This is a genomic window from Microbacterium sp. CnD16-F, assembly GCF_024124465.1.
Classification (GTDB): domain Bacteria; phylum Actinomycetota; class Actinomycetes; order Actinomycetales; family Microbacteriaceae; genus Microbacterium; species Microbacterium gawkjiense.
On sequence record NZ_JAMXSA010000009.1, the window covers coordinates 59,908 to 80,698 of the forward strand.

20 protein-coding genes are annotated in these 20,791 nt (G+C 70.0%); 15 read left to right on the forward strand and 5 right to left on the reverse strand.

What is annotated here, in order from left to right:
- Positions 1 to 11: 11 nt before the first annotated feature.
- Together pdxY and NH287_RS04405 are read right to left on the reverse strand one after the other, a co-directional pair.
- Positions 12 to 863 carry a pyridoxal kinase PdxY gene (gene pdxY, locus NH287_RS04400; protein ID WP_217531657.1) on the reverse strand — a complete coding sequence of 284 codons (852 nt, stop codon included), beginning with the start codon at positions 861 to 863 and terminating at the stop codon, positions 12 to 14.
- On the reverse strand, positions 860 to 2,212 hold the full coding sequence (locus NH287_RS04405; protein WP_253034621.1) for an aminotransferase class I/II-fold pyridoxal phosphate-dependent enzyme: 1,353 nt from the start codon (positions 2,210 to 2,212) through the stop codon (positions 860 to 862). The genes pdxY and NH287_RS04405 overlap by 4 nt, the downstream gene beginning before the upstream one ends.
- Before the next feature lie 39 nt (positions 2,213 to 2,251).
- Between NH287_RS04405 and pdxS the strand changes: the two genes are divergently transcribed.
- From pdxS to NH287_RS04455, 10 genes are all read left to right on the forward strand, one after another.
- Positions 2,252 to 3,142: a pyridoxal 5'-phosphate synthase lyase subunit PdxS gene (gene pdxS / locus NH287_RS04410; protein WP_253034622.1), complete on the forward strand. Its 891-nt coding sequence runs from the start codon at positions 2,252 to 2,254 to the stop codon at positions 3,140 to 3,142.
- Entirely contained in the window at positions 3,136 to 3,729 is a 594-nt protein-coding gene (gene pdxT / locus NH287_RS04415; protein WP_253034623.1) for a pyridoxal 5'-phosphate synthase glutaminase subunit PdxT, read from the forward strand. The genes pdxS and pdxT overlap by 7 nt, the downstream gene beginning before the upstream one ends.
- Positions 3,730 to 3,787: 58 nt before the next feature.
- A complete protein-coding gene (locus NH287_RS04420; RefSeq protein ID WP_217531651.1) occupies positions 3,788 to 4,552 on the forward strand; it encodes a YebC/PmpR family DNA-binding transcriptional regulator in 765 nt (254 codons plus the stop codon).
- A gap of 53 nt (positions 4,553 to 4,605) precedes the next feature.
- On the forward strand, positions 4,606 to 5,169 hold the full coding sequence (ruvC, locus tag NH287_RS04425) for a crossover junction endodeoxyribonuclease RuvC (protein WP_253034624.1): 564 nt from the start codon (positions 4,606 to 4,608) through the stop codon (positions 5,167 to 5,169).
- 61 nt (positions 5,170 to 5,230) lie between these two features.
- Positions 5,231 to 5,842 carry a Holliday junction branch migration protein RuvA gene (gene ruvA, locus NH287_RS04430; protein ID WP_253034625.1) on the forward strand — a complete coding sequence of 204 codons (612 nt, stop codon included), beginning with the start codon at positions 5,231 to 5,233 and terminating at the stop codon, positions 5,840 to 5,842.
- Positions 5,835 to 6,866, forward strand: a complete 1,032-nt coding sequence (gene ruvB / locus NH287_RS04435; RefSeq protein ID WP_253034626.1) for a Holliday junction branch migration DNA helicase RuvB — start codon at positions 5,835 to 5,837, stop codon at positions 6,864 to 6,866. The genes ruvA and ruvB overlap by 8 nt, the downstream gene beginning before the upstream one ends.
- A 76-nt stretch (positions 6,867 to 6,942) precedes the next feature.
- Positions 6,943 to 7,392, forward strand: a complete 450-nt coding sequence (yajC, locus tag NH287_RS04440) for a preprotein translocase subunit YajC (RefSeq protein WP_253034627.1) — start codon at positions 6,943 to 6,945, stop codon at positions 7,390 to 7,392.
- Between the two features lie 38 nt (positions 7,393 to 7,430).
- Positions 7,431 to 9,146 (forward strand): protein translocase subunit SecD, encoded by a 1,716-nt coding sequence (secD, locus tag NH287_RS04445; RefSeq protein WP_253034628.1) that lies wholly within the window; start codon positions 7,431 to 7,433, stop codon positions 9,144 to 9,146.
- Complete coding sequence (gene secF, locus NH287_RS04450; protein ID WP_253034629.1) at positions 9,146 to 10,135, forward strand: protein translocase subunit SecF; 990 nt, start codon at positions 9,146 to 9,148, stop codon at positions 10,133 to 10,135. Before secD ends, secF begins: the two co-directional genes overlap by 1 nt.
- A gap of 69 nt (positions 10,136 to 10,204) precedes the next feature.
- The gene (locus NH287_RS04455; protein WP_253034630.1) at positions 10,205 to 12,472 is read left to right on the forward strand and encodes a bifunctional (p)ppGpp synthetase/guanosine-3',5'-bis(diphosphate) 3'-pyrophosphohydrolase; all 2,268 of its coding nucleotides are present in this window, start codon (positions 10,205 to 10,207) and stop codon (positions 12,470 to 12,472) included.
- On the opposite strand, the gene NH287_RS04460 is transcribed toward NH287_RS04455, so the two are convergent.
- The 3 genes from NH287_RS04460 to NH287_RS04470 form a co-directional block, all read right to left on the reverse strand.
- Positions 12,451 to 13,020, reverse strand: a complete 570-nt coding sequence (locus tag NH287_RS04460) for a type IV toxin-antitoxin system AbiEi family antitoxin (protein WP_253034631.1) — start codon at positions 13,018 to 13,020, stop codon at positions 12,451 to 12,453. The genes NH287_RS04455 and NH287_RS04460 overlap by 22 nt on opposite strands.
- A 75-nt stretch (positions 13,021 to 13,095) precedes the next feature.
- Complete coding sequence (locus NH287_RS04465; RefSeq protein ID WP_374209360.1) at positions 13,096 to 14,358, reverse strand: DUF349 domain-containing protein; 1,263 nt, start codon at positions 14,356 to 14,358, stop codon at positions 13,096 to 13,098.
- 58 nt (positions 14,359 to 14,416) lie between these two features.
- Positions 14,417 to 14,743 carry a dioxygenase gene (locus tag NH287_RS04470; RefSeq protein WP_253034633.1) on the reverse strand — a complete coding sequence of 109 codons (327 nt, stop codon included), beginning with the start codon at positions 14,741 to 14,743 and terminating at the stop codon, positions 14,417 to 14,419.
- A gap of 129 nt (positions 14,744 to 14,872) precedes the next feature.
- On the opposite strand from NH287_RS04470, the gene NH287_RS04475 reads away from it, so the two are divergent.
- The 5 genes from NH287_RS04475 to alaS form a co-directional block, all read left to right on the forward strand.
- Complete coding sequence (locus NH287_RS04475; protein WP_253034634.1) at positions 14,873 to 16,192, forward strand: replication-associated recombination protein A; 1,320 nt, start codon at positions 14,873 to 14,875, stop codon at positions 16,190 to 16,192.
- On the forward strand, positions 16,185 to 17,087 hold the full coding sequence (locus tag NH287_RS04480; protein ID WP_253034635.1) for a tetratricopeptide repeat protein: 903 nt from the start codon (positions 16,185 to 16,187) through the stop codon (positions 17,085 to 17,087). The genes NH287_RS04475 and NH287_RS04480 overlap by 8 nt, the downstream gene beginning before the upstream one ends.
- A gap of 166 nt (positions 17,088 to 17,253) precedes the next feature.
- Positions 17,254 to 17,883: a 30S ribosomal protein S4 gene (gene rpsD / locus NH287_RS04485; protein WP_082886095.1), complete on the forward strand. Its 630-nt coding sequence runs from the start codon at positions 17,254 to 17,256 to the stop codon at positions 17,881 to 17,883.
- Between the two features lie 75 nt (positions 17,884 to 17,958).
- Positions 17,959 to 18,210: an ATPase gene (locus NH287_RS04490; protein WP_217531957.1), complete on the forward strand. Its 252-nt coding sequence runs from the start codon at positions 17,959 to 17,961 to the stop codon at positions 18,208 to 18,210.
- A gap of 68 nt (positions 18,211 to 18,278) precedes the next feature.
- Positions 18,279 to 20,791, forward strand: a 2,513-nt coding sequence (gene alaS, locus NH287_RS04495) for an alanine--tRNA ligase (RefSeq protein ID WP_253034636.1), incomplete at its 3' end; no start/stop codon positions are given.

Genomic DNA, 20,791 nt, shown 5'->3' on the forward strand with positions numbered 1-20,791 from the left:
GCCCCGCCACGTCAGCGGACCTGCGTGACCTCGAACTGCATGCGCGGGTGGGCGTAGGCCTCCTGCGCCTCGATCAGTCGGAGCTCGCGCGAACCCGCGTCGTACGTCTGCTGCAGCAGGTCGAAGACGCTCGAGGTCGTCCGCGCGAGGGCGTCCGCCGCGTCGCCGGTGCGGCGGAAGTGCGCCGTGAACAGGGCTGCCGTGACGTCACCCGAGCCGTTGGCCTTCATGGGGATGTGGGGGGTGCGGACGATCCACGCGCCGTCGTCCGTGACCGCGAGCATCTCGATCGTCCCCTCGGGGCGGTCGGGACGCTCGACGCTCGTGACGAGGACCGTCGACGGGCCCATCGCCCGGGCGGCGTCGACCGACGCGAGCGTCGACTCGAGGTCCGACGGCTCGGTCCCGGTGAGGAACCCCAGTTCGAACTGGTTCGGCGTGATGAGGTCGGCGGCCGGGACGACCCGCTCGCGCAGTAGGACCGGGATGGCGGGGGCCACGAAGCATCCGCTCTTCGCGTTGCCCATGACAGGGTCGCAGGCGTAGATCGCGCTCGGGTTGGCGGCCTTGACCCGGGCGACCGCGTCGAGGATGACGTCGCCGATGCCCTCACCGCCCTGGTACCCCGAGAGGACGGCGTCGATCTCGCCGAACGCGCCGCGCTCCTCGATGCCGGTGATGACGTCGGCGACGTCCTGCGGGCTGATGAGCGGGCCGCGCCACGCGCCGTACCCGGTGTGGTTCGAGAAGTTGACGGTGTACACCGGGTACACCTCGACGCCGATGCGCTGCAGCGGGAACACCGCGGCGGAGTTTCCGACGTGACCGTACGCGACGGCGGACTGGATGGAGAGGATCTTCACGGGGCGGTGCTCGCTTCCGGTGAGGGCGCGATGGCTCGCGCCGAGGCGGCGACATCGGCGGCCAGGCGCGCGAGGTCGGTGTCGGACAGATCGTGGACGGTCAGGCGCAGGTGGTGGGTCGCCGCGGGATCGGCGAGGACGAACTCGTCGCCGGGACGGGCGAGCCACCCGCGACGCATGAGCTGCTCGGCGACGGCGCGGGCGGGAGCGGGGACACGCACCCAGACGCTGAGCCCGTCGCACGCCGCGGTGGGGAGGCCGAGCCGCGTCAGTTCCGCGGCGAAGCGGTCGTTGCGCGCGCGGTAGTGGCGTGCGGCGCGCTCCACCCCGGCGAGGACGGCGTCGTCGGAGACGAGCGCCAGGACGAGACGCTGCAGCAGGTGGCTCACCCACGTGGACCCGGGGCTCAGCCGGCGCGCCAGGCGCTCGGCGGTCTCGGGGTCGCTCGCGGTGACCGCGAGGCACATGTCGGGCCCGAGGAACTTCGACACCGAGCGGATGAGGGCCCACCGTCGGTGCCCGGGTCCGATGATCGAGTGGTACGGCTCGCGCGAGAGCATCGAGAAGTGGTCGTCCTCGATGACGAGGACGTACGGATACTGCTCCAGCACGCCGCGCAGCTGCGCCGCCCGCTCGGCGGTCAGACTCACACCGGTGGGGTTCTGCGCGCGCGGAGTGCACACGATGGCGCGCACGCCGGCGTCGAGCGCGGCGCGCAGCCCGGCGACCGTCATCCCCTGATCGTCGACGGGGATCGCGACCGGCCGGTAACCGCCGATCCTTACCGTGCGGAGGGCGGAGAGGAAGCAGGGATCCTCGAGCCCGACGGCGTCGTCGCGGGTGAGGGCGTCGGCGAAGAGGCGCTCGAGCGCGTCGACCGCGCCGCCCGTGATGGTGAGGCGCAGCTCGGCGCGTTCGGGCAGATCCTTCGCAATCCACTGAGACGCCCACGCCTCGAGGTCGGGATCGATCGTCGGTTCGCCGTAGAGGACGGGCCGACCCGCGAGGCTCGACAGCGCATGCGAGGGGTCCGGGATGAGCGCGGGGTCCGGGTTCCCCGTCCCGATGTCGCGCAGCACGGTGTCGGCGGCGAAACCCTCCTGCGCCGGGTCCGACCGCGGCGCGACGCGGGTACCGGCGCGGCCGGCGGTCGCGACCGCGCCGGCGGCGGCGAGGAGGCGGTACGCGGCGACGACCGTGTTGCGGTTCACCCCGACGAGGTCGGCGAGCGCGCGGACGGAGGGGAGCGCGGCGCCGGGAGTGAGGTCGCCTCGATCGATGAGGGCACGGATGCTGTCCGCGATCTCAGCGGCGGTCTCGCCGCCGATCGTCAGGACATCGTCTGCCATGAGACGAGTCTATGTCCGTGTCATGCTAACTTTTGGCCTATGCCAACGAACACGACTGGAACCGCGCGGGTGAAGCGCGGCCTCGCCGAGATGCTCAAGGGCGGCGTCATCATGGACGTCGTCACCGCCGACCAGGCCAAGATCGCCGAGGACGCCGGCGCCGTCGCCGTCATGGCGCTCGAACGCGTGCCCGCCGACATCCGCGCCCAGGGCGGCGTCGCCCGCATGAGCGACCCCGACCTCATCGACGACATCATCGCGTCGGTCTCCATCCCGGTGATGGCCAAGGCGCGCATCGGGCACTTCGTCGAGGCGCAGGTGCTGCAGGAGCTCGGCGTCGACTACATCGACGAGTCCGAGGTGCTCTCACCCGCCGACTACGTGAACCACATCGACAAGTGGGACTTCACGTTGCCCTTCGTCTGCGGGGCGACGAACCTCGGCGAGGCCCTGCGACGCATCACCGAGGGTGCGGCCATGATCCGCTCGAAGGGCGAGGCCGGTACCGGCGACGTGTCCGAGGCGATGAAGCACATCCGCAAGATCCGCGGGGAGATCGCCGCCCTCGCCGCGCTGCCCAAGGACGAGCTCTACGTCGCGGCCAAGCAACTGCAGGCGCCCTACGAGCTCGTCGCCGAGGTCGCCGAGACCGGCACCCTGCCCGTCGTCCTCTTCGTCGCCGGCGGTGTCGCGACACCCGCGGACGCGGCCATGATGATGCAACTCGGAGCCGACGGCGTCTTCGTGGGCTCGGGCATCTTCAAGAGCGGCAACCCCGCCGAACGTGCCGCGGCGATCGTCAAGGCGACGACGTTCCACGACGACGCGAAGGTGATCGCCGACGTCTCACGGGGGCTCGGTGAGGCGATGGTCGGCATCAACGTCTCCGACCTCGCCGCACCGCACCGGCTCGCCGAGCGGGGATGGTGACCGCTCCCCGCGTCGGTGTCCTCGCCCTCCAGGGCGACGTCCGCGAACACACGCGCGTGCTCGCCGAGCTCGGCGCCGACGTCGTCCCGGTCCGGCGGCCGGAGGAGCTCGCGCAGGTGCGGGGGCTCGTGCTCCCCGGGGGCGAGTCGAGTGTCATCGACAAGCTCTCCCGCGCGTTCGGGATGCAGGAGCCCATCCGTTCCGCCATCGCGGAGGGGATGCCGGTGTACGGCACCTGTGCCGGCCTCATCCTCCTCGCCGATCGCCTCGCGGACGGGATCGCCGGGCAGCAGACGTTCGGCGGCCTGGACGTGACGGTGCGCCGGAACGCGTTCGGCGGCCAGGTCGAGTCCTTCGAGACCGAGCTGGCGGTGCCGGCGGTCGGCGAGCCGCCGGTGCGCGCGACCTTCATCCGCGCCCCCGTCGTCGAAGAGGTCGGACCGGCGGCCGAGGCGATCGCCGCCCTCCCCGACGGCAGGGTCGTGGGGGTGCGCCAGGGTGCGGTCATCGGTCTCTCCTTCCACCCGGAGCTCGATGCCGAGACCCGTTTCCACGAGTTGTTCCTTGCGAGCGTGCGCGACGCGTAGCGGCCCCGTGTCGGCACGGTCGTAGACTGGACCCCGCGCTTTTTCCGAGAGGAGTCCCGTGAGCGGACATTCCAAGTGGGCCACCACGAAGCACAAGAAGGCCGTCATCGACGCGCGTCGTGCGAAGTCGTGGGCGAAGCTCATCAAGAACATCGAGGTCGCCGCCAAGCTGGGTGGTGCGGACCTGCAGGGCAACCCGACCCTCTTCGACGCCGTCCTGAAGGCGAAGAAGACCTCGGTCCCGAAGGACAACATCGACCGCGCCATCAAGCGCGGCGCCGGCATCGGCGGCGAGTCGGTCGAGTACACCTCGATCATGTACGAGGCCTACGGACCCAACGGCGTGGCGCTCATGGTCGAGTGTCTGACCGACAACAAGAACCGTGCCGCCGCGGAGGTCCGCACGGCCCTCACCCGGAACGGCGGTACCCTCGCCGATCCTGGATCGGTCGCCTACAACTTCACGCGCAAGGGCGTCATCGTCGTCTCCGGTGAGGGGACGACCGAGGACGACCTCATGATGGCGGCTCTCGAAGCCGGTGCCGAGGAGATCGAGCCGCGGGCCGAGGGCTTCGAGGTCGTCACCGAGGCATCCGATCTCGTCTCGGTGCGCACCGCGCTCACCGACGCCGGCATCGAGTACGACTCGGCCGACGTCGAGTTCGTCCCGAACCTCAAGGTCGAGATCGACGCCGACACCGCGCGCAAGATCTTCCGCCTCATCGACGCCCTCGAGGACAGCGACGACGTGCAGAACGTCTACGCCAACTTCGACCTGACGCCCGAGGTCCAGGCCGAGCTCGAAACCGACGACGAGGACTGACTCCGCAGGCGCGCCGACGAGCGGATGCCGCACCTCCCGCCTAGCGTGGGGGAGTGGCATCCGCTCTTCGCGTCCTCGGCATCGATCCGGGACTCACCCGCTGCGGCGTGGGGGTCGTCGACGTGCGCGCCGATCGGTCGGCCACGCTCGTGCACGTCGGTGTCGTCCGTTCGGCGACCGATGCGCCGATCGAGCAGCGGCTCGCGAGCATCGCGGCCGGCATCCGCGCGGTGATCACCGATCACGGGCCGGACGTCGTGGCCGTCGAGCGGGTCTTCGCCCAGCAGAACCGCAGCACCGTCATGGGGACGGCGCAGGCCAGCGGCATCGCGCTGCTGCTCGCCGCCGAGCACGGGCTGCCCGCCGCGACGCACACGCCGTCCGAGGTCAAGGCCGCCATCACGGGGTACGGCAACGCCGAGAAGCTGCAGGTGCAGACGATGATCGCGCGGGTGCTGCGCCTCGACGCGCTGCCGCAGCCCGCCGACGCCGCCGACGCGCTGGCCCTCGCGCTCTGCCACGCGTGGCGTCGCGGTCCGGCCGCGGGAGGCGCCGCCGCGGCGCTCACCCCCGCCCAGCGTGCGTGGGCCGCCGCTGAGAAGGCGACGCGACGCTGAGACCGCACGTCCCAGGTGTGTCGCTCGAACATAGGTCCGAAGGCTCGCTTAGGCTCGGATCATGATCTCCTCGCTGCGCGGCCGTGTGCTGCACCTCGAACCCGACTCGGTCGTTATCGACGTGCACGGGGTCGGTTACGCGGTCGCCGTCACGGCGCAGCACGCGCGGCAGCTCCACCTCGGCGACGAGGTCTTCGTGCACACCTCGATGATCGTCCGCGAGGATGCCATGCTGCTGTTCGGCTTCGAGGACCGGTCCGAACTGGATGTGTTCGGCCATCTGCTCAGTGTCTCGGGTGTCGGCCCGAAGTCCGCGCTCGGGGTGCTCTCGGCCCTCACAGTCGATCAGATCGCGACCGCGGTCGCCGATGAGGACGACGCGCCCTTCCGCCGCGTCGCGGGCATCGGCCCGAAGACCGCCAAACTGATCGTCGTGCAGCTCGCCGGCAAGCTCACCGCGCCGGCCCGCGCGACGCCCGGCGTCCCCGCCGCGCAGGGTCTCGGCGTGCAGCTGGCGGCGGCGCTCGTCGCGCTGGGGTGGAGCGAGCGCGTCGCGACGGAGACCGCCGAGAACGTCCTGGCCGAGGCGCCCGCGGGAGCCACCGTGCCGGCGCTGCTCAAGCTCGCTCTCGCCCATCTCGGTCCCGCACGTGCGGAACGCACCGGTGTCTGAGGCCCGCGACCAGCGCCTTCCTGAGGACGAGGGCGAACTCGCCGTCGAAGGCGCGCTGCGCCCGGGGTCGCTCGCCGAGTTCGTCGGTCAGATGAAGGTGCGCGGGCAGCTGCAGTTGCTGTTGGATGCCGCCCGCATCCAGCAGCGTCCGGCCGACCACATCCTGCTGTCGGGCCCTCCGGGGCTCGGCAAGACCACCCTCGCGATGATCGTCGCGCACGAGAGCGAGCGTCCTCTGAGGATGTCGAGCGGTCCCGCGATCCAGCACGCCGGAGATCTCGCCGCCCTGCTGTCGAGCCTGGTGCCCGGCGAGGTCCTCTTCATCGACGAGATCCACCGGATGGCGCGCTCGGCCGAAGAGATGCTGTACCTCGCGATGGAGGACTTCCGGGTCGACATCATGGTCGGCAAGGGGGCCGGGGCCACCAGCATCCCGCTCGATCTCGCTCCCTTCACCCTCGTCGGCGCGACGACGCGGTCGGGAATGCTGCCGAACCCGCTGCGCGACCGGTTCGGCTTCACCGCCCACCTCGAGTACTACGAGCCGATCGAGCTCGAGCAGGTCATCGCCCGTTCGGCGGTGATGCTCGACGTCGACCTGCCGGCGGCATCCCGCGCCGAGATCGCGCGTCGGTCGCGCGGCACACCCCGCATCGCGAATCGGCTGCTGCGCCGGGTGCGGGACTACGTCGTGGTCCACGGTGGCTCCTCGACGCAGGCGACGACGGCGGACGTGTCCGCCGCGCTCGACCTGTACGACGTCGACGATCTGGGACTCGACCGGCTCGACCGCGCGGTGCTCGACGCCCTCGTACGCCGCTTCCGCGGCGGCCCCGTGGGGCTCAACACCCTCGCGGTGACGGTGGGGGAGGAGGCCGACACCATCGAGTCGGTCGTCGAGCCCTACCTCGTGCGCATCGGCTTCATGGGGCGCACCCCCCGCGGGCGCGTCGCGACCCCCGAGGCGTACGCGCACCTGGGCATCCCCCGCCACGACGGGGCGCTGACCCTCGATGACCTATAATCGCTGAAGGCTCCGGCCTCCCACCCTCTTCGCCGCATCGCTGCGGCGTGCCCACCCGAAAGGCGGACACCCGTTCATGTTGCTTCTCTCCCAGCAGAACACCACGCAGGCCACCGGAGGCAACTTCTTCACGGACTACGGCCTGCTCATCCTGCTGGCGGGTCTGCTCGTCTTCATGTTCATCAGCTCGCGTCGTCGCACGAAGCGGATGAAGGAGGAGCAGGAGAAGAAGGCCCTGCAGATGGTGCCCGGTGTGAAGGTGCTGCTCCAGGGCGGCCTCTACGGGACGATCGTCGAGTACGACCCGACCGACCTCTCGAAGCCTGCCCACGTCGAGCTCGCCCCGGGCATGGTCGTCGAGGTCCACAGCCAGGCGATCCTGCGCGCCGTCGAAGAGGAGGAGTCGGAGGTCGATGAGACCGAGCAGGTTCCCGGCGACGACGTGATCGTCTCCCGCGACGAGGCCGACGTCGACCCGCGCCCGGTCGACGGCACCCCCGACGCGGACGACAAGCCCAAGGCCTGACCTCCCCGCTCCGGCGGCCCCTCACGAAAGTTCCCTCCGTGGCTTCATCCACCCCCGTCCGGCGCGCGTGGCGCGCACTGATCGGACTCCTGGCCCTGACGGCCGTCCTCTTCGGCGTGAACGCCGCGGGCGTCTACTTGTTCGAGCGGAGCTCGTGGGTTCCCGAGCTCGCCCTCGACCTGCAGGGCGGCACGCAGATCATCCTGCAGGCGCAGACGGAGGAGGGGGCGCAGCCCACCGCCGACCAGATGCAGCAGGCGGTCTCGATCATCCGCCAGCGCGTGGATGCCTCGGGTGTCGGTGAGACCGACATCACCACGCAGGCGGGCAACCAGATCGTCGTCCAGCTCCCGGGCATCGCCGACGAGGAGACCCGCGACCGCATCGGCCGTTCGGCGCAGATGCAGCTGCGCGCGGTGCTCTACACCGCCGCTCCGACGAACACCTTCATCGGCGAGGACGGCAAGGAGACGCCCTACCCGACCCCGGGCCCCTCGCTGAACGCGACGCCCACCCCGTCGCCGACCAACGGCAGCGACTTGTCGTGGGCGACGGAGGAGGTCCAGGCCGAGTTCCTCGCCTACGACTGCGCGAACCCCGCGAACGACGCCGCACAGGAGCCCGCCGACCAGCCGCTCATCACGTGCGACGCCGACGGGTCGGCGAAGTACCTGCTCGGACCGGTCGAACTCGACGGTTCGGCCATCTCGGACGCGACGAACGGCCTCAACTCGCAGAACGGTCAGTGGGCCGTCAACATCGTCTTCGACAGCGCCGGGACGGAGACCTTCGGCGAGATCAGCCAGCGTCTGTTCAACCTGCAGCCGCCGCAGAACCAGTTCGCCTTCGTGCTTGACGGCGAGGTCATCTCGGCCCCGTCGATGAACGCGGTCATCACCGACGGCAAGCCGCAGATCACCGGCAACTTCGACCAGGAGACGTCGAAGACCCTCGCCGACCAGCTCAAGTACGGTGCCCTGCCGCTGAGCTTCGAGGTGCAGAGCAGCAACGCGATCTCGGCGACGCTCGGTTCCCAGCAACTGCTGATCGGCCTCGTCGCGGGGCTCATCGGTCTCGCCCTCGTCGCGGTCTACTCGCTCGTGGTCTACCGCGCGCTCGGGTCGGTCATCATCGCCTCGCTCGCCGTGATGGGCATCCTGACCTACATCACGCTCTGCATCCTCGCCTGGCGCATGGGCTTCCGCCTGTCGCTGGCCGGTGTCGCGGGCCTCATCGTGACGATCGGCTTCACCGCCGACTCGTTCATCGTCTACTTCGAGCGCATCCGAGACGAGCTCCGTGACGGCAAGTCGATCACGAGTGCGGTGGAGGACGGCTGGGCACGCGCCAAGCGGACGATCTACATCTCGAAGTCGATCAACATCCTCGCCGCCGTGGTGCTTTACATCCTCGCCGACGCGACCGTGAAGGGCTTCGCCTTCACGCTGGGTCTCACGACCGTCATCGACGTGCTCATCTTCGTGCTCTTCACGCACCCGGTCCTGCAGCTGCTGGCCCGGACGAAATTCTTCGGCGGCGGGCACAAGCTGTCCGGGCTCGACCCGACCGCTCTCGGCGCGGTGTACCGCGGTCGTGCGCAGTTCCGCGCACCGGTCGCCGCCGGCGGCAAGTCGCAGGCCGAGAAGCGGTCCTCGCGATCGCGGAGCGAGGCAGTGCGCCGTCAGACGATCGCCGAGCGCAAGCTCGCGCAGCAGAGCGGCGATACCCGCTCCGCAGGGGAGGGGGACGACTGATGCGCTCCATGAACGATTTCGGTAACGACCTGTACACGGGGAAGGTCTCCTTCCCGTTCGTCGGCCGTCGCCGGTTGTGGTTCCTCATCGCCGCGATCCTCGTGATCGGTTCGGCGCTGGTGCCGGTCTTCCGCCCCATCCAGTTCTCGATCGAGTTCACGGGCGGCTCGCAGTTCACCGTCAACGACGTCGCCTCTCCGGATCAGCTGCGCGCGACCGATGCGGTGCAGTCCGTGGTCCCGGATGCCGCGACCCGCGTCACGACGGTCGGCGACGACAGCCTGCGCATCCAGACCGACCAGCTGGGTGAGCTGGAGACGCGCGAAGTGACCTCCGCCCTCGTCGAGGCGTTCAACGTTCCGGATGACAGCGTGAGCTCGTCCTTCATCGGGCCGAGCTGGGGTGAGAGCGTCACCCGGCAGTCGCTGTGGGGTCTGGCGATATTCCTCGTGCTGACGTTCCTGATCCTGGCGCTGTACTTCCGCACGTGGAAGATGTCCGTCGCGGCGATGATCGGTCTCGTCGACGTGCTCGTCGTGACGGTCGGGGTGTACGCCCTGTTCGGGTTCGAGATCTCCCCGGCGGCCGTCATCGGCTTCCTCACGATCCTGTCGTACTCGCTGTACGACACGACGGTCGTGTTCGACAAGATCCGCGAGAACACGTTCGAAGACGGGGAGAAGTCCGGGAGAACGTTCGGCGAGTCGGTCAACCTCGCGGTGAACCAAACGCTCGTCCGCTCGATCAACACGACCGTCGTGGCCGTGCTGCCGACGGGAGCGATCCTCTTCATCGGCGCCCTGTGGCTCGGTGCGCAGACGCTCACCGACATCTCCCTCTCGATCTTCGTCGGAACGATCGTCGCGGCCTACTCGACGCTGTTCGTCGCGGCCCCGCTGTACTCGCTCCTGCGCGAGAACGAGTCCGACCTCAAGGCGCGGGATCAGCGCGTCGTCGAGGCTCGTTCGGCCGCCGTCGCCGCGGTCTGAGCCGGATGCGCGCGGGCGTAGGATTGTCCTCCAGTTCCACGCGCGTGCGGACAGACGGGAGGCGATCGCATGGCTGAGGCGGTCACCCCGACAGGAACCGCGACCGGGGGCCAGTCGCTGCGCCGGCTCGTGCCGCGCATCTTCTCCCGCGCCCCTTCGCGGGACGCGCTCGAGGAGCTCATGCGCACGGTGCGCATGCACCACCCCAAGGGCGACATCGCGATCGTGGAGCGGGCCTACCGCACCGCCGCGAAGGCGCACGCCTCGCAGAAGCGTCAGAGCGGCGAGCCGTACATCACGCACCCCCTCGCCGTCGCGCAGATCCTCGCCGAGCTGGGCCTCGGCCCTCGCGCCATCGCGGCGGCCCTCCTGCACGACACGGTCGAGGACACCGACTACTCGCTCGACCAGTTGACGGCGGATTTCGGCGACGAGGTCGCGATGCTCGTGGACGGCGTCACGAAGCTCGACAAGGTCAAGTATGGCGATGCGGCACAGGCCGAGACCGTGCGGAAGATGATCGTCGCGATGTCGAAGGACATCCGCGTGCTCCTCATCAAGCTCGCCGATCGCCTCCACAACGCGCGCACGTGGGGCTTCGTTCCGCCCGAGAAGGCCGCCAAGAAGGCCCGCGAGACCCTCGAGATCTACGCGCCGCTGGCGCACCGCCTCGGCATCCAGACCGCGAAGAGCGAACTCGAGGACCTCTCGTTCGCCGTCCTGCACCCGAAGCTCTACGCCGAGATCGACTCGCTGGTCAAGCAGCGCACCCCGCAGCGCGAGCAGTACGTGCACACGGTCATCGACGCCGTGGAGACGGACCTACGCGATCTCCGTATCCGCGGTCGTGTCATGGGTCGGCCGAAGCAGCTCTACTCCGTGTACCAGAAGATGGTGGTCCGCGGTCGCGAGTTCGACGACATCTACGACCTCATCGGCATCCGGATCATGGTGAACACGGTCCGCGACTGCTACGCCGTGCTCGGCGCGATCCACGCGCGGTGGACCCCGATCCCCGGGCGGTTCAAGGACTACATCGCCACGCCGAAGTTCAACCTCTACCAGTCCCTCCACACGACCGTGATCGGTCCCGGCGGGCGCACGGTCGAGATCCAGATCCGCACCCACGAGATGCACCAGCAGGCCGAGTACGGTGTGGCGGCGCACTGGAAGTACAAGGAGCAGATCGCCGGCGGCAAGGCCGACTCCAAGGCCATCGACCAGGACATGGCCTGGCTGGCGCACATCTCGGACTGGCAGGCCGAGACCGCCGATCCGGGGGAGTTCCTCGACTCGCTCCGGTTCGAGATCGGTGCGAAGGAGGTCTACGTCTTCACGCCGAAGGGACGAGTCATCGGTCTTCCGGCCGGGGCGACCCCCGTCGACTTCGCGTACGCCGTCCACACCGAGATCGGCCACCGCACGATGGGCGCGAAGGTCAACGGCCGCCTCGTGCCGCTCGAGTCCGAACTCCACTCGGGTGACGTCGTCGAGGTGTTCACCTCGAAGAACCCGGATGCCGGGCCGAGCCAGGACTGGCTGGCGTTCGTCAAGAGCACCCGGGCGCGCAACAAGATCCGCGGCTGGTTCACGAAGGAGCGCCGCGACGAGGCCGTCGAGCAGGGCAAGGACGCGATCGCCCGTGCGATGCGCCGCCAGAACCTGCCGATGCAGCGTCTGATGAGCCAGGACTCGTTCACCGCGGTGGCTCACCAGTTGCGCTACGAGGACGTCACCGCCCTCTACGCCGCAGTCGGCGAAGGACACGTCTCGACCCAGTCCGTGATCGAGAAGGTCACCGCGCTCGTGCGCTCGGAGGAGGAGGACACCTCCACCGGTCCGATCGACCTGCCCGCCGGCGGTCGGTCTAAGGCGCCGCGCGGCGGCGACTCCGGCGTGCTGGTGCGGGGTGCTCCCGACATCCTCGTGAAGCTCGCCAAGTGCTGCACGCCGGTGCCGGGCGACGAGATCGTCGGGTTCGTCACGCGCGGCAGCGGGGTCTCGGTCCACCGCGCGGACTGCACGAACGCGGCGGCGTTGCGCGACCAGCCCGATCGGATGATCGAGGTGTCGTGGGCGCCGACGTCGAAGAGCGTGTTCCTCGTGCACATCCAGGTCGAGGCGCTCGACCGGTCGGGCCTGCTGAGCGACATCACGCGGGTGCTCAGCGAGCACCATGTGAACATCCTCTCGGCATCCGTTCAGACGACCAACGACCGCCTCGCCCTCAGCCGCTACGTCTTCGAGATGGGCGACACGGTGCACCTCGACCGCGTGCTGAACGCCGTCCGCCGGATCGACGCCGTGTACGACGTCTACCGGGTCACCTCGTCCTGACGACGCCGGAGCTCGGTGGCGGCCGCCCGTTTGTGGTGGACAGGTCCGGAGGTCTCGACCCAGCTCAGCGCATCCGCGAGGAGCTCCGGGCGCCACGCCAGTACGTCGTCGACCAGCTGTGACGGACCGGCGCCGACGACGGCGTCCCGGACGAGGTCGACGAGCGTCCGCACCGGCGTCGTCACAGCTACGCCGCTGATGGTCTCGACGTCGGAGGCGGGCAGGGCCACGTCGCGGAAGCGGATGCGGGTGTCGAGGGGGACGGCAGCCCGCGTCCGGCCGGCGCGCTGCAGGGTCTGGATGAGGGGCGGTTCGGGGATCGCCCCGTGCACCCACGCCGCGCTCGCGTGCGTGACGGCCCGGTGGACCCCGGCGACCCCGCGGAACGAGGCCGCACGCAGTTCGCGCGTCTCGACGGCATCGGCGGGCATGAACGCCTCGCCGATCTCGACGAGGTCTCCATCCAGCCGGGCTGCGGTCAACTCAGCGGTCGACAGGCGGTCATCGGCGAAGTAGAGGAACGGCCACATGAGGGCAGTCTGCGCCACCGCGCCGAGACGACGACGCCGCGGCGGGACTCTGTGGAGAATCCCGCCGCGGCGTCGGTGCTGTGTCGGAGGCGGTCAGCCGCCGAGGGCGCGCAGCCAGCCCTTGCGGGCTTCGAGCGCGTCCTTCGCCTTGGCGATCGCGGCCTTGTCCTTCGAGGCCTCGGCGGCGGCGAGCTCGTCCTCGAGCTTGGATATCGCATCCTGGAGCTGGCTCGTCATGTCGTTCTGACGCGCCTTCGTCTCGGGGTTGTTGCGCTTCCAGTCCTCGTCCTCGCGCGCCTTCAGCGCGGTCTCGACCTTGCGGAGCTGGTCGTCCAGGCCGCGCTCCGTGTCGCGCGGGAAGACCCGACCGATCTCATCCCACTGGCGCTGGATGTTGGTGAGGAGAGCGCGCGCCTTGCCGTTGTCCTTCTCCTTCGCGACGCCGGCGGCCTCGTCGAGGAGTGCGCGCTTGGCCTCGATCTTCTCCTTGGACGCCTCGACGTCGGCGTTCTCGCGTTCGATGCGCGCACCGTAGAGCACGTCGCCGGCGGCCTTGAAACGGGCCCACAGTGCGTCGTCCGCCTTCTTGCCCGCGCGACCGGCGGACTTCCACTGGTCGAGCAGCGTGCGGTAGGCGGCGATGCCGTCCTCACCCTGCGGCGCGAGGGCCTCGGCGCGCTCGACCAGTCGGGTCTTCGCGTCGCGGGCGGCCTTGTGCTGCTCGTCGAGGCTCGAGTAGAACTCGCGGCGGTTCTTGTCGATCACCGCGCGCGCGTCGCGGAACCGCTTCCAGAGCTGCTGACCGACGGCCTTCGGCAGGCGCGGGCCGCTGCTCTGGTGCTCCTGCCAGCGGGCGAACAGGGCGGCCACGTCCGCGGTCGTCTGCTTCCACTGAATGGAGCGGGGGTCCTTCGCGGCGATCGCTTCGATTTCGGCGACGATCGACTCGCGCTCGGCCACCGCGGCATCCACTGCGGCACGCTGCGCCTGAGCCTCCTCGGCGCTCGCCTCGGAGAGGGCGCCTTCGAGTGCCGTCACGCGGGCTTCGAGTGCGGCCAGGTCGCCGACGGCGGCGGCACCGTCCAGGCGCTCCCGGATGGTGCGTGCCGTGGAACGGAGGTCGGATGCGGAGGCGCCGCCGCGACGGTGGCGCACTTCGAGGAGCGTCACCTCGGAGGCGAGGTCGGCGAACTTGCGCTCGAAGTAGGCCAGCGCCTCTTCGGGGGTGCCGTCGGGGTACTGCCCGACGACACGCCACTGGTCGCCCTCACGGACGGAAACGGTGCCGTCGTCGTCGACGCGGCCCCACGGCTGGGTCTCGGCGGATTCAGGGGTGGCGGAACTCACGGGGGTCACCTCGTCGGCGGCATGCGCCGCATGGGGGTCGGATTAGTGACTCAGCCTAGTACGGCGGTCACGGGGTCGGAGAGGGGGTCGGCGAGCCCGACGGCGAGGGGGACGGCGTCGGCGACCCGCTCGGTCCCGGGGTGGGTGTCCCGGTGGGGGAGGTGGGCGCGGTCGGTGTCGGCGCTGGCTCCGGCATGCCCGGCCCGAGCGTGTAATAGGCGACCTGCGCACCCAGCAAGGCGGCGATCAGGAGGCCGCCGGCGACGCCCGCGATCAGGTTGTCCCGGCGCCTGCGCTGGATGACGAAGGCGTGGAACCGGCGCCGCGCGTCATACAGTCGGGCACGCTCGCGCTCCTGCGCGCTGTCGCGCCCCTTGCCCCTGCCCGCTGCCACGGTGATCCTCTCGTCGGCGCCGCACACGCCCGCGCGGCCATCTGCAGAGTATTCAGTCCCCGGCATCCGTTCCAAACCGGAGCCCCGCAGCCTCGGCACGATGTCGGTGGGGGCGGTTAGCCTGGGGGGATGGCCCAGAGTGACGCGCTTTTCCGTGGTGCGACGCCGCTGGCCGTGAGGATGCGGCCCGCATCGCTCGACGAGGTCGCAGGGCAGACGCACTTGTTGCGCCCCGGCTCCCCGCTCGTGGCTCTCGCCGACCCCGGCCGCGCGACGACGGGAGCCGTGTCGGTGATCCTCTGGGGCCCGCCCGGCACGGGCAAGACGACGCTCGCCCAGGCCATCGCGCGGACGTCGGGCCGTCGGTTCGTCGAACTGTCCGCGGTGACCGCGGGCGTGAAGGACGTGCGCGAGGTCATGCAGGAGGCGATGACCCAGCGCGACCTGTACGGGACGTCGACCATCCTGTTCCTCGACGAGATCCACCGGTTCACCAAGGCGCAGCAGGACGCCCTGCTGCCCGGCGTCGAGAACGGATGGGTCATCCTCATCGCCGCGACCACCGAGAACCCCTCGTTCTCGGTGATCTCGCCGCTCCTGTCGCGCTCGCTCCTGCTCACCCTGCAGCCGCTGACGGACGCCGACCTCGGCATGCTGATCGACCGCGCCGTGACCGACGCTCGCGGACTCGCCGGGGCCGTCGAGCTCTCGGACGACGCACGTGCCGCGCTCGTCCACCTCGCCTCGGGCGACGCACGCCGCGCCCTCACCTCGCTCGAGGCCGCCGCGGCCATGGCGGAGCCCGGGGAGGACACCCCGGTCATCACCGCCGAACACGTCGCCCAGGCCGTCGACCGCGCTCTCCTGCGCTACGACCGGCAGGGCGACGAGCACTACGACGTCATCAGTGCGTTCATCAAGTCGATCCGCGGTTCGGATCCGGATGCCGCCATGCACTACCTCGCCCGCATGATCGAAGCCGGGGAGGACCCGCGTTTCATCGCGCGACGGCTCGTGATCTCGGCCGCCGAGGACATCGGCCTCGCCGATCCGCAGGCGCTGCAGATCGCGGTCGCGGCCGCCGACGCCGTGGCCTTCATCGGGATGCCGGAGGGCCGCATCCCGCTCGCGGAGGCGACGGCGTACCTGGCGACGACGGCCAAGTCGAACGCGGCGTACAACGCCATCAACGCCGCGATCGCGGACGTCCGCGCGGGCGGCTTCGGGCGGGTGCCGGTGCACCTGCGCGACGCGCACTACGCGGGAGCCAAACGCCTCGGTCACGGTAAGGGCTACGTCTACCCGCACGACCTCGACGTGGGCGTCGCGACCCAGCAGTACCTCCCCGACGAGCTGCGCGGCCGACGCTATTACGAGCCGACGTCGCGCGGCGTCGAGCGCGACATCTCCGCCCGCCTAGAGAAGATCCGGAAGATCCTCGGTGACTGACCCCTGGGAGCGCCGCATCGAGGCCATCTGGGAGGGCGCCGACGACGGGAAGCCGGAAGCGCTGCGATCGGCGATGGCGGACGCCCTCGCCGGGCGCCCGGAGGACGATGCGCGGTGCCTGTTCGAGCGGGCATCGGTCGAGGACTTCCTCGGGGAGGAGGCGGCCGCCATCCCGCTGTACCGGCGCGCGCTGGATGCGGGACTCCGCCCGCCCCTGCGCAGTCAGGCGATCATCCAGCTCGCGAGTTCGCTCCGGAACGTCGGCGATGCCTCCGGGGCGATGGCGGCCCTCAAGGGGATCGATCCCGCCGACCCGCTGTCCGCGGCGGCGGCAGGATTCGAGGCCCTCGCGCTCTACGACGACGACAAGCCCGCGCGTGCCCTGCGGACCGCGCTCGGCGCTCTCGCGGACGAGGTTCCCCTCTATGGTCGTGCGCTGCGCGCCTATGCGGCGGACGTCCGCACACGCCCCCGCATCCGGGTCATCGCCGTCGCAGTGCTGATCCGCGACGGCCACGTCCTCGCCGAGGAGTACGCCGCGACGCCGGCCCGTCCCGCGTTCCTTCGCGCTCCCGGCGGAGGAGTGCAGCCGGGCGAGACCGCGGAGGCGGCCGTCCGACGCGAGATCGCCGAGGAGCTGGGGGTGACCGTCACCGAGACCCGACTCGTCGGGGTGGTCGAGAACATCTTCGACAACGAGGGCCGGCCGGGGCACGAGATCGCCTACGTCTTCGCGATCCGGAGCCCCGAGCTGGAGGCTCACCCGCGGGGCGACCGCCTGCCCGTACTCGACGGCGACACCACCGTCGGCTGGTACCGCCTCGAGGACGTGTCGGAGGAGTCCGTGCCGTTCTATCCGCCCGGCGCCCTCGATCTGGCACGCGGCCGGGGATGATCCGGCCCGTCTGTTAGACTTGATCGGCTCGAAACCGTGTTTTCGGGCATCCTCTTCTCTCTTTCCCACCTTTCGGCGTGCCCCGGCGTGCAGTCCGGAAGGGCGAGAGACGGCGATACGCCCGTGAGCCGTGAAAGACATGGCCACGTCATGGAAGGAAGATTTCGTGGCAACGAAGTCCCAGGACCGCCGCAAGGTGCGCCTCTCGCGCGCCCTCGGCGTCGCACTGACCCCTAAGGCCGCCCGCTACCTCGAGAAGCGTCCCTACGCTCCCGGTGAGCACGGCCGCACCAAGCGCAAGCAGGACAGCGACTACGCCGTCCGTCTCCGCGAGAAGCAGCGTCTGCGCGAGCAGTACGGCATCCGCGAGAAGCAGATGCGCAACACGTTCAACGAGGCCCGCCGCACCGAAGGGCTGACCGGTGAGAACCTCGTCGAGCTCCTCGAGATGCGTCTCGACTCGCTCGTGCTGCGTGCCGGCTTCGCCCGCACCACCGCACAGGCTCGTCAGCTCGTCGTGCACCGTCACATCCTCGTCGACGGCCAGCTCGTCGACCGCCCGTCCTTCCGCGTGAAGCCGGGCCAGACGATCCACGTCAAGCCCAAGAGCGAGGCTCTCGAGCCGTTCCAGGTCGCAGCCGCCGGCGGTCACGCCGAGGTCCTGCCTCCGGTTCCCGGCTACCTCTCGGTCGAGCTCGACAAGCTCCAGGCACGTCTCGAGCGTCGCCCGAAGCGCGCCGAGGTCCCCGTGACCTGTGAAGTCCAGCTCGTCGTCGAGTACTACGCCGCGCGCTGATCTCCGGATCGAGCGGTTCGAAGGGGCGTCGGGTTCACCCGGCGCCCCTTCTGCTTTGCACCTAACATGGATCCCATGAAGAGCGTCCTCTGGTTCCTGCTGGGCATCGCCGGTGGCTTCGTCGTCGCGCACCTGGTCAACAAGGACCCCCGAGGTCAGGAGCTGCTCTCCGAGGTCGATCTCCGGATCTCCGAGTTCACCGACCGGATGGCCGACGCCTACCGGGCGCAGGAAGCGAAGATCGACGGCATCGTCGCCGACGCGAAGGACCTCGCCGCCGACGTCGCCGCCGCCGGCCGCTCGGCCGCAGCGAAGCTCGACGACTGACCACCCCCACATCTCCCGGTCGCCTCCTCGCGGATGCGACCGATCCCGCCTGCAGTTGAGGACACACGATGAAGACCGCTGAGATCGCCCGGCGCTACCTGGACTACTTCGAGAAGAAGGGGCACACGATCGTGCCCTCGGCATCCCTCGTCAGCGACGACCCGGCGCTACTGTTCACGGTGGCGGGCATGGTCCCCTTCATCCCGTACCTGTCCGGCGACGTGCCCGCGCCCTACAAGCGCGCCGCCGACAACCAGAAGTGCATCCGCACGAACGACATCGAAGAGGTCGGCAAGACCCCTCGCCACGGCACCTTCTTCCAGATGCTCGGCAACTGGTCGTTCGGCGACTACTTCAAGGAAGGCGCGATCCGCTACGCCTGGGAGCTGCTCACGACGTCCGAGGAGGAGGGCGGCCTGGGCTTCGACCCGAAGGATCTGTGGGTCACCGTCTACGAGGAGGACGACGAGGCGATCAAGCTCTGGCTCGAGCACTCCACGCTGCCCGAAGAGCGCATCCAACGACTCGGCAAAGACACCAACTACTGGACGACCGGCCTTCCCGGCCCGGCCGGCCCGTGCTCGGAGATCTTCTTCGACCGCGGCCCGGCCTACGGCGTCGACGGTGGTCCCGCGACCGACGACGACCGGTACGTGGAGATCTGGAACCTCGTCTTCATGCAGTACGAGATCACGAACGTCCGCTCGAAGTACGAGTTCGACATCGTGGGCGACCTCCCGGCGCAGAACATCGACACCGGCATGGGCCTCGAGCGGGTCGCCTTCATCAAGCAGGGCGTCGACAACATGTACGAGACGGACCAGGTGCGTCCCGTCCTCGACAAGGCCGTCGAGCTGTCGGGTAAGCGCTACGGCGAGAACCACGACGACGACGTGCGCTTCCGCGTGGTGGCCGACCACATCCGGTCCTCGCTCATGCTGCTCTCGGACGGGGTGACACCCGCCAACGACGGCCGCGGCTACATCCTGCGCCGTCTGATGCGCCGCGCCATCCGTTCGATGCGCCTGCTCGGCGTCGACGGTCCGACGTTCGCCGAGCTGTTCGCCGTCTCCCGCGACGCCATGAAGGAGTCGTACCCGATCGTCGAGACCGACTACGCGCGGCTGTCGCAGTACGCCCTCGCGGAGGAGGCGACGTTCCTCCGGACCCTGGCGAGCGGTTCTGAGATCCTCGACACCTCGATCGAGTCCGCGAAGTCGTCCCAGTCGACGTCGCTCAGTGGCTCCCAGGCGTTCCTGCTGCACGACACCTACGGCTTCCCGATCGACCTCACCCTTGAGATCGCCGAGGAGGCCGGACTCACGGTCGACCGCTCCGGCTTCGAAGCCCTCATGAAGGAGCAGCGCGAGCGCGCGAAGGCCGATGCGCGCTCCCGCAAGGGCCAGCTGGCCGACACGAGCGTCTACCGCGACTTCCGCGCGCTGGGCGAGACGGTCTTCACGGGGTACACCGACCTCGAGACCGAGTCCCGCGTGCTCGGCATCCTCGTCGGCGGCGCACCCGCCGACCGTGCCTCTCAGGGCCAGATCGCCGAGGTGATCCTCGCCGAGACCGCGCTCTACGCCGAGTCCGGCGGCCAGGTCGCCGACAAGGGCGTCATCGTCGGCCCGGGCTACGAGCTCGAGGTCCTCGACGTGCAGAAGCCCGTGCCGGGACTGGTCAGTCACACCGTCGAGGTGACGACGGGCGAGGTCGCCGTCGGTCACGCCGCGACGACGGTGGTGGATGCCGCCAACCGCCGCGCGGCCGCGCAGGCGCACTCGGCGACCCACCTCGTCCACGCCGCGCTCCGCGACACCCTCGGCAAGGGGGCGACGCAGGCGGGCTCCCTCAACCGTGCCGGATACCTCCGGTTCGACTTCTCGTGGGGTCAGGCGCTCTCGCCCGAGACCCGCAGCGAGATCGAGGAGATCGCCAACAACGCGGTCCGCGACGACCTCGAGGTCACGACGCGCGTCCTTTCCCTCGACGAGGCCAAGTCGGCCGGCGCGATGGCGCTGTTCGGCGAGAAGTACGGCGACCGTGTGCGCATGGTCGACATCGGCGGACCCTGGTCGCGTGAGCTGTGCGCCGGGACGCACGTGTCCTCGAGCGCGCAGATCGGTCTCATCAACCTGGTGGGGGAGTCCTCCGTCGGTGCGTCGAACCGTCGTGTCGAGGCTCTCGTGGGTCAGGACGCCTTCCGCGAGCTCGCCGCCGAGCGCGCGATCGTGTCGCAGCTCACGTCGGGGCTGAAGATCCCTCGCGACCAGTTGCCCGCGCGCATCGCGGAACTGCAGGCGAGCCTCAAGGCCGCGGAGAAGAAGATCGCCCAGTTCGAGGCCAAGGCCCTCGGCGAGCGCGTCCCGACGCTTGCGGCATCCGCTGTCCGCGCCGGTGCGCACAGCGTCGTCGCCCAGTCCGTCGGCACCGTCGGGTCTGCCGACGACCTGCGCTCGCTCGCCCTGCAGGTGCGCGAGCGCCTCGGCACCGACGCGGCCGTCGTCGCGCTCGGCGGCGAGGTCGGCGGACGCCCCGTCGTCATCGTCGCCACGAACGAGGCTGCCCGCGCCGCGGGCGC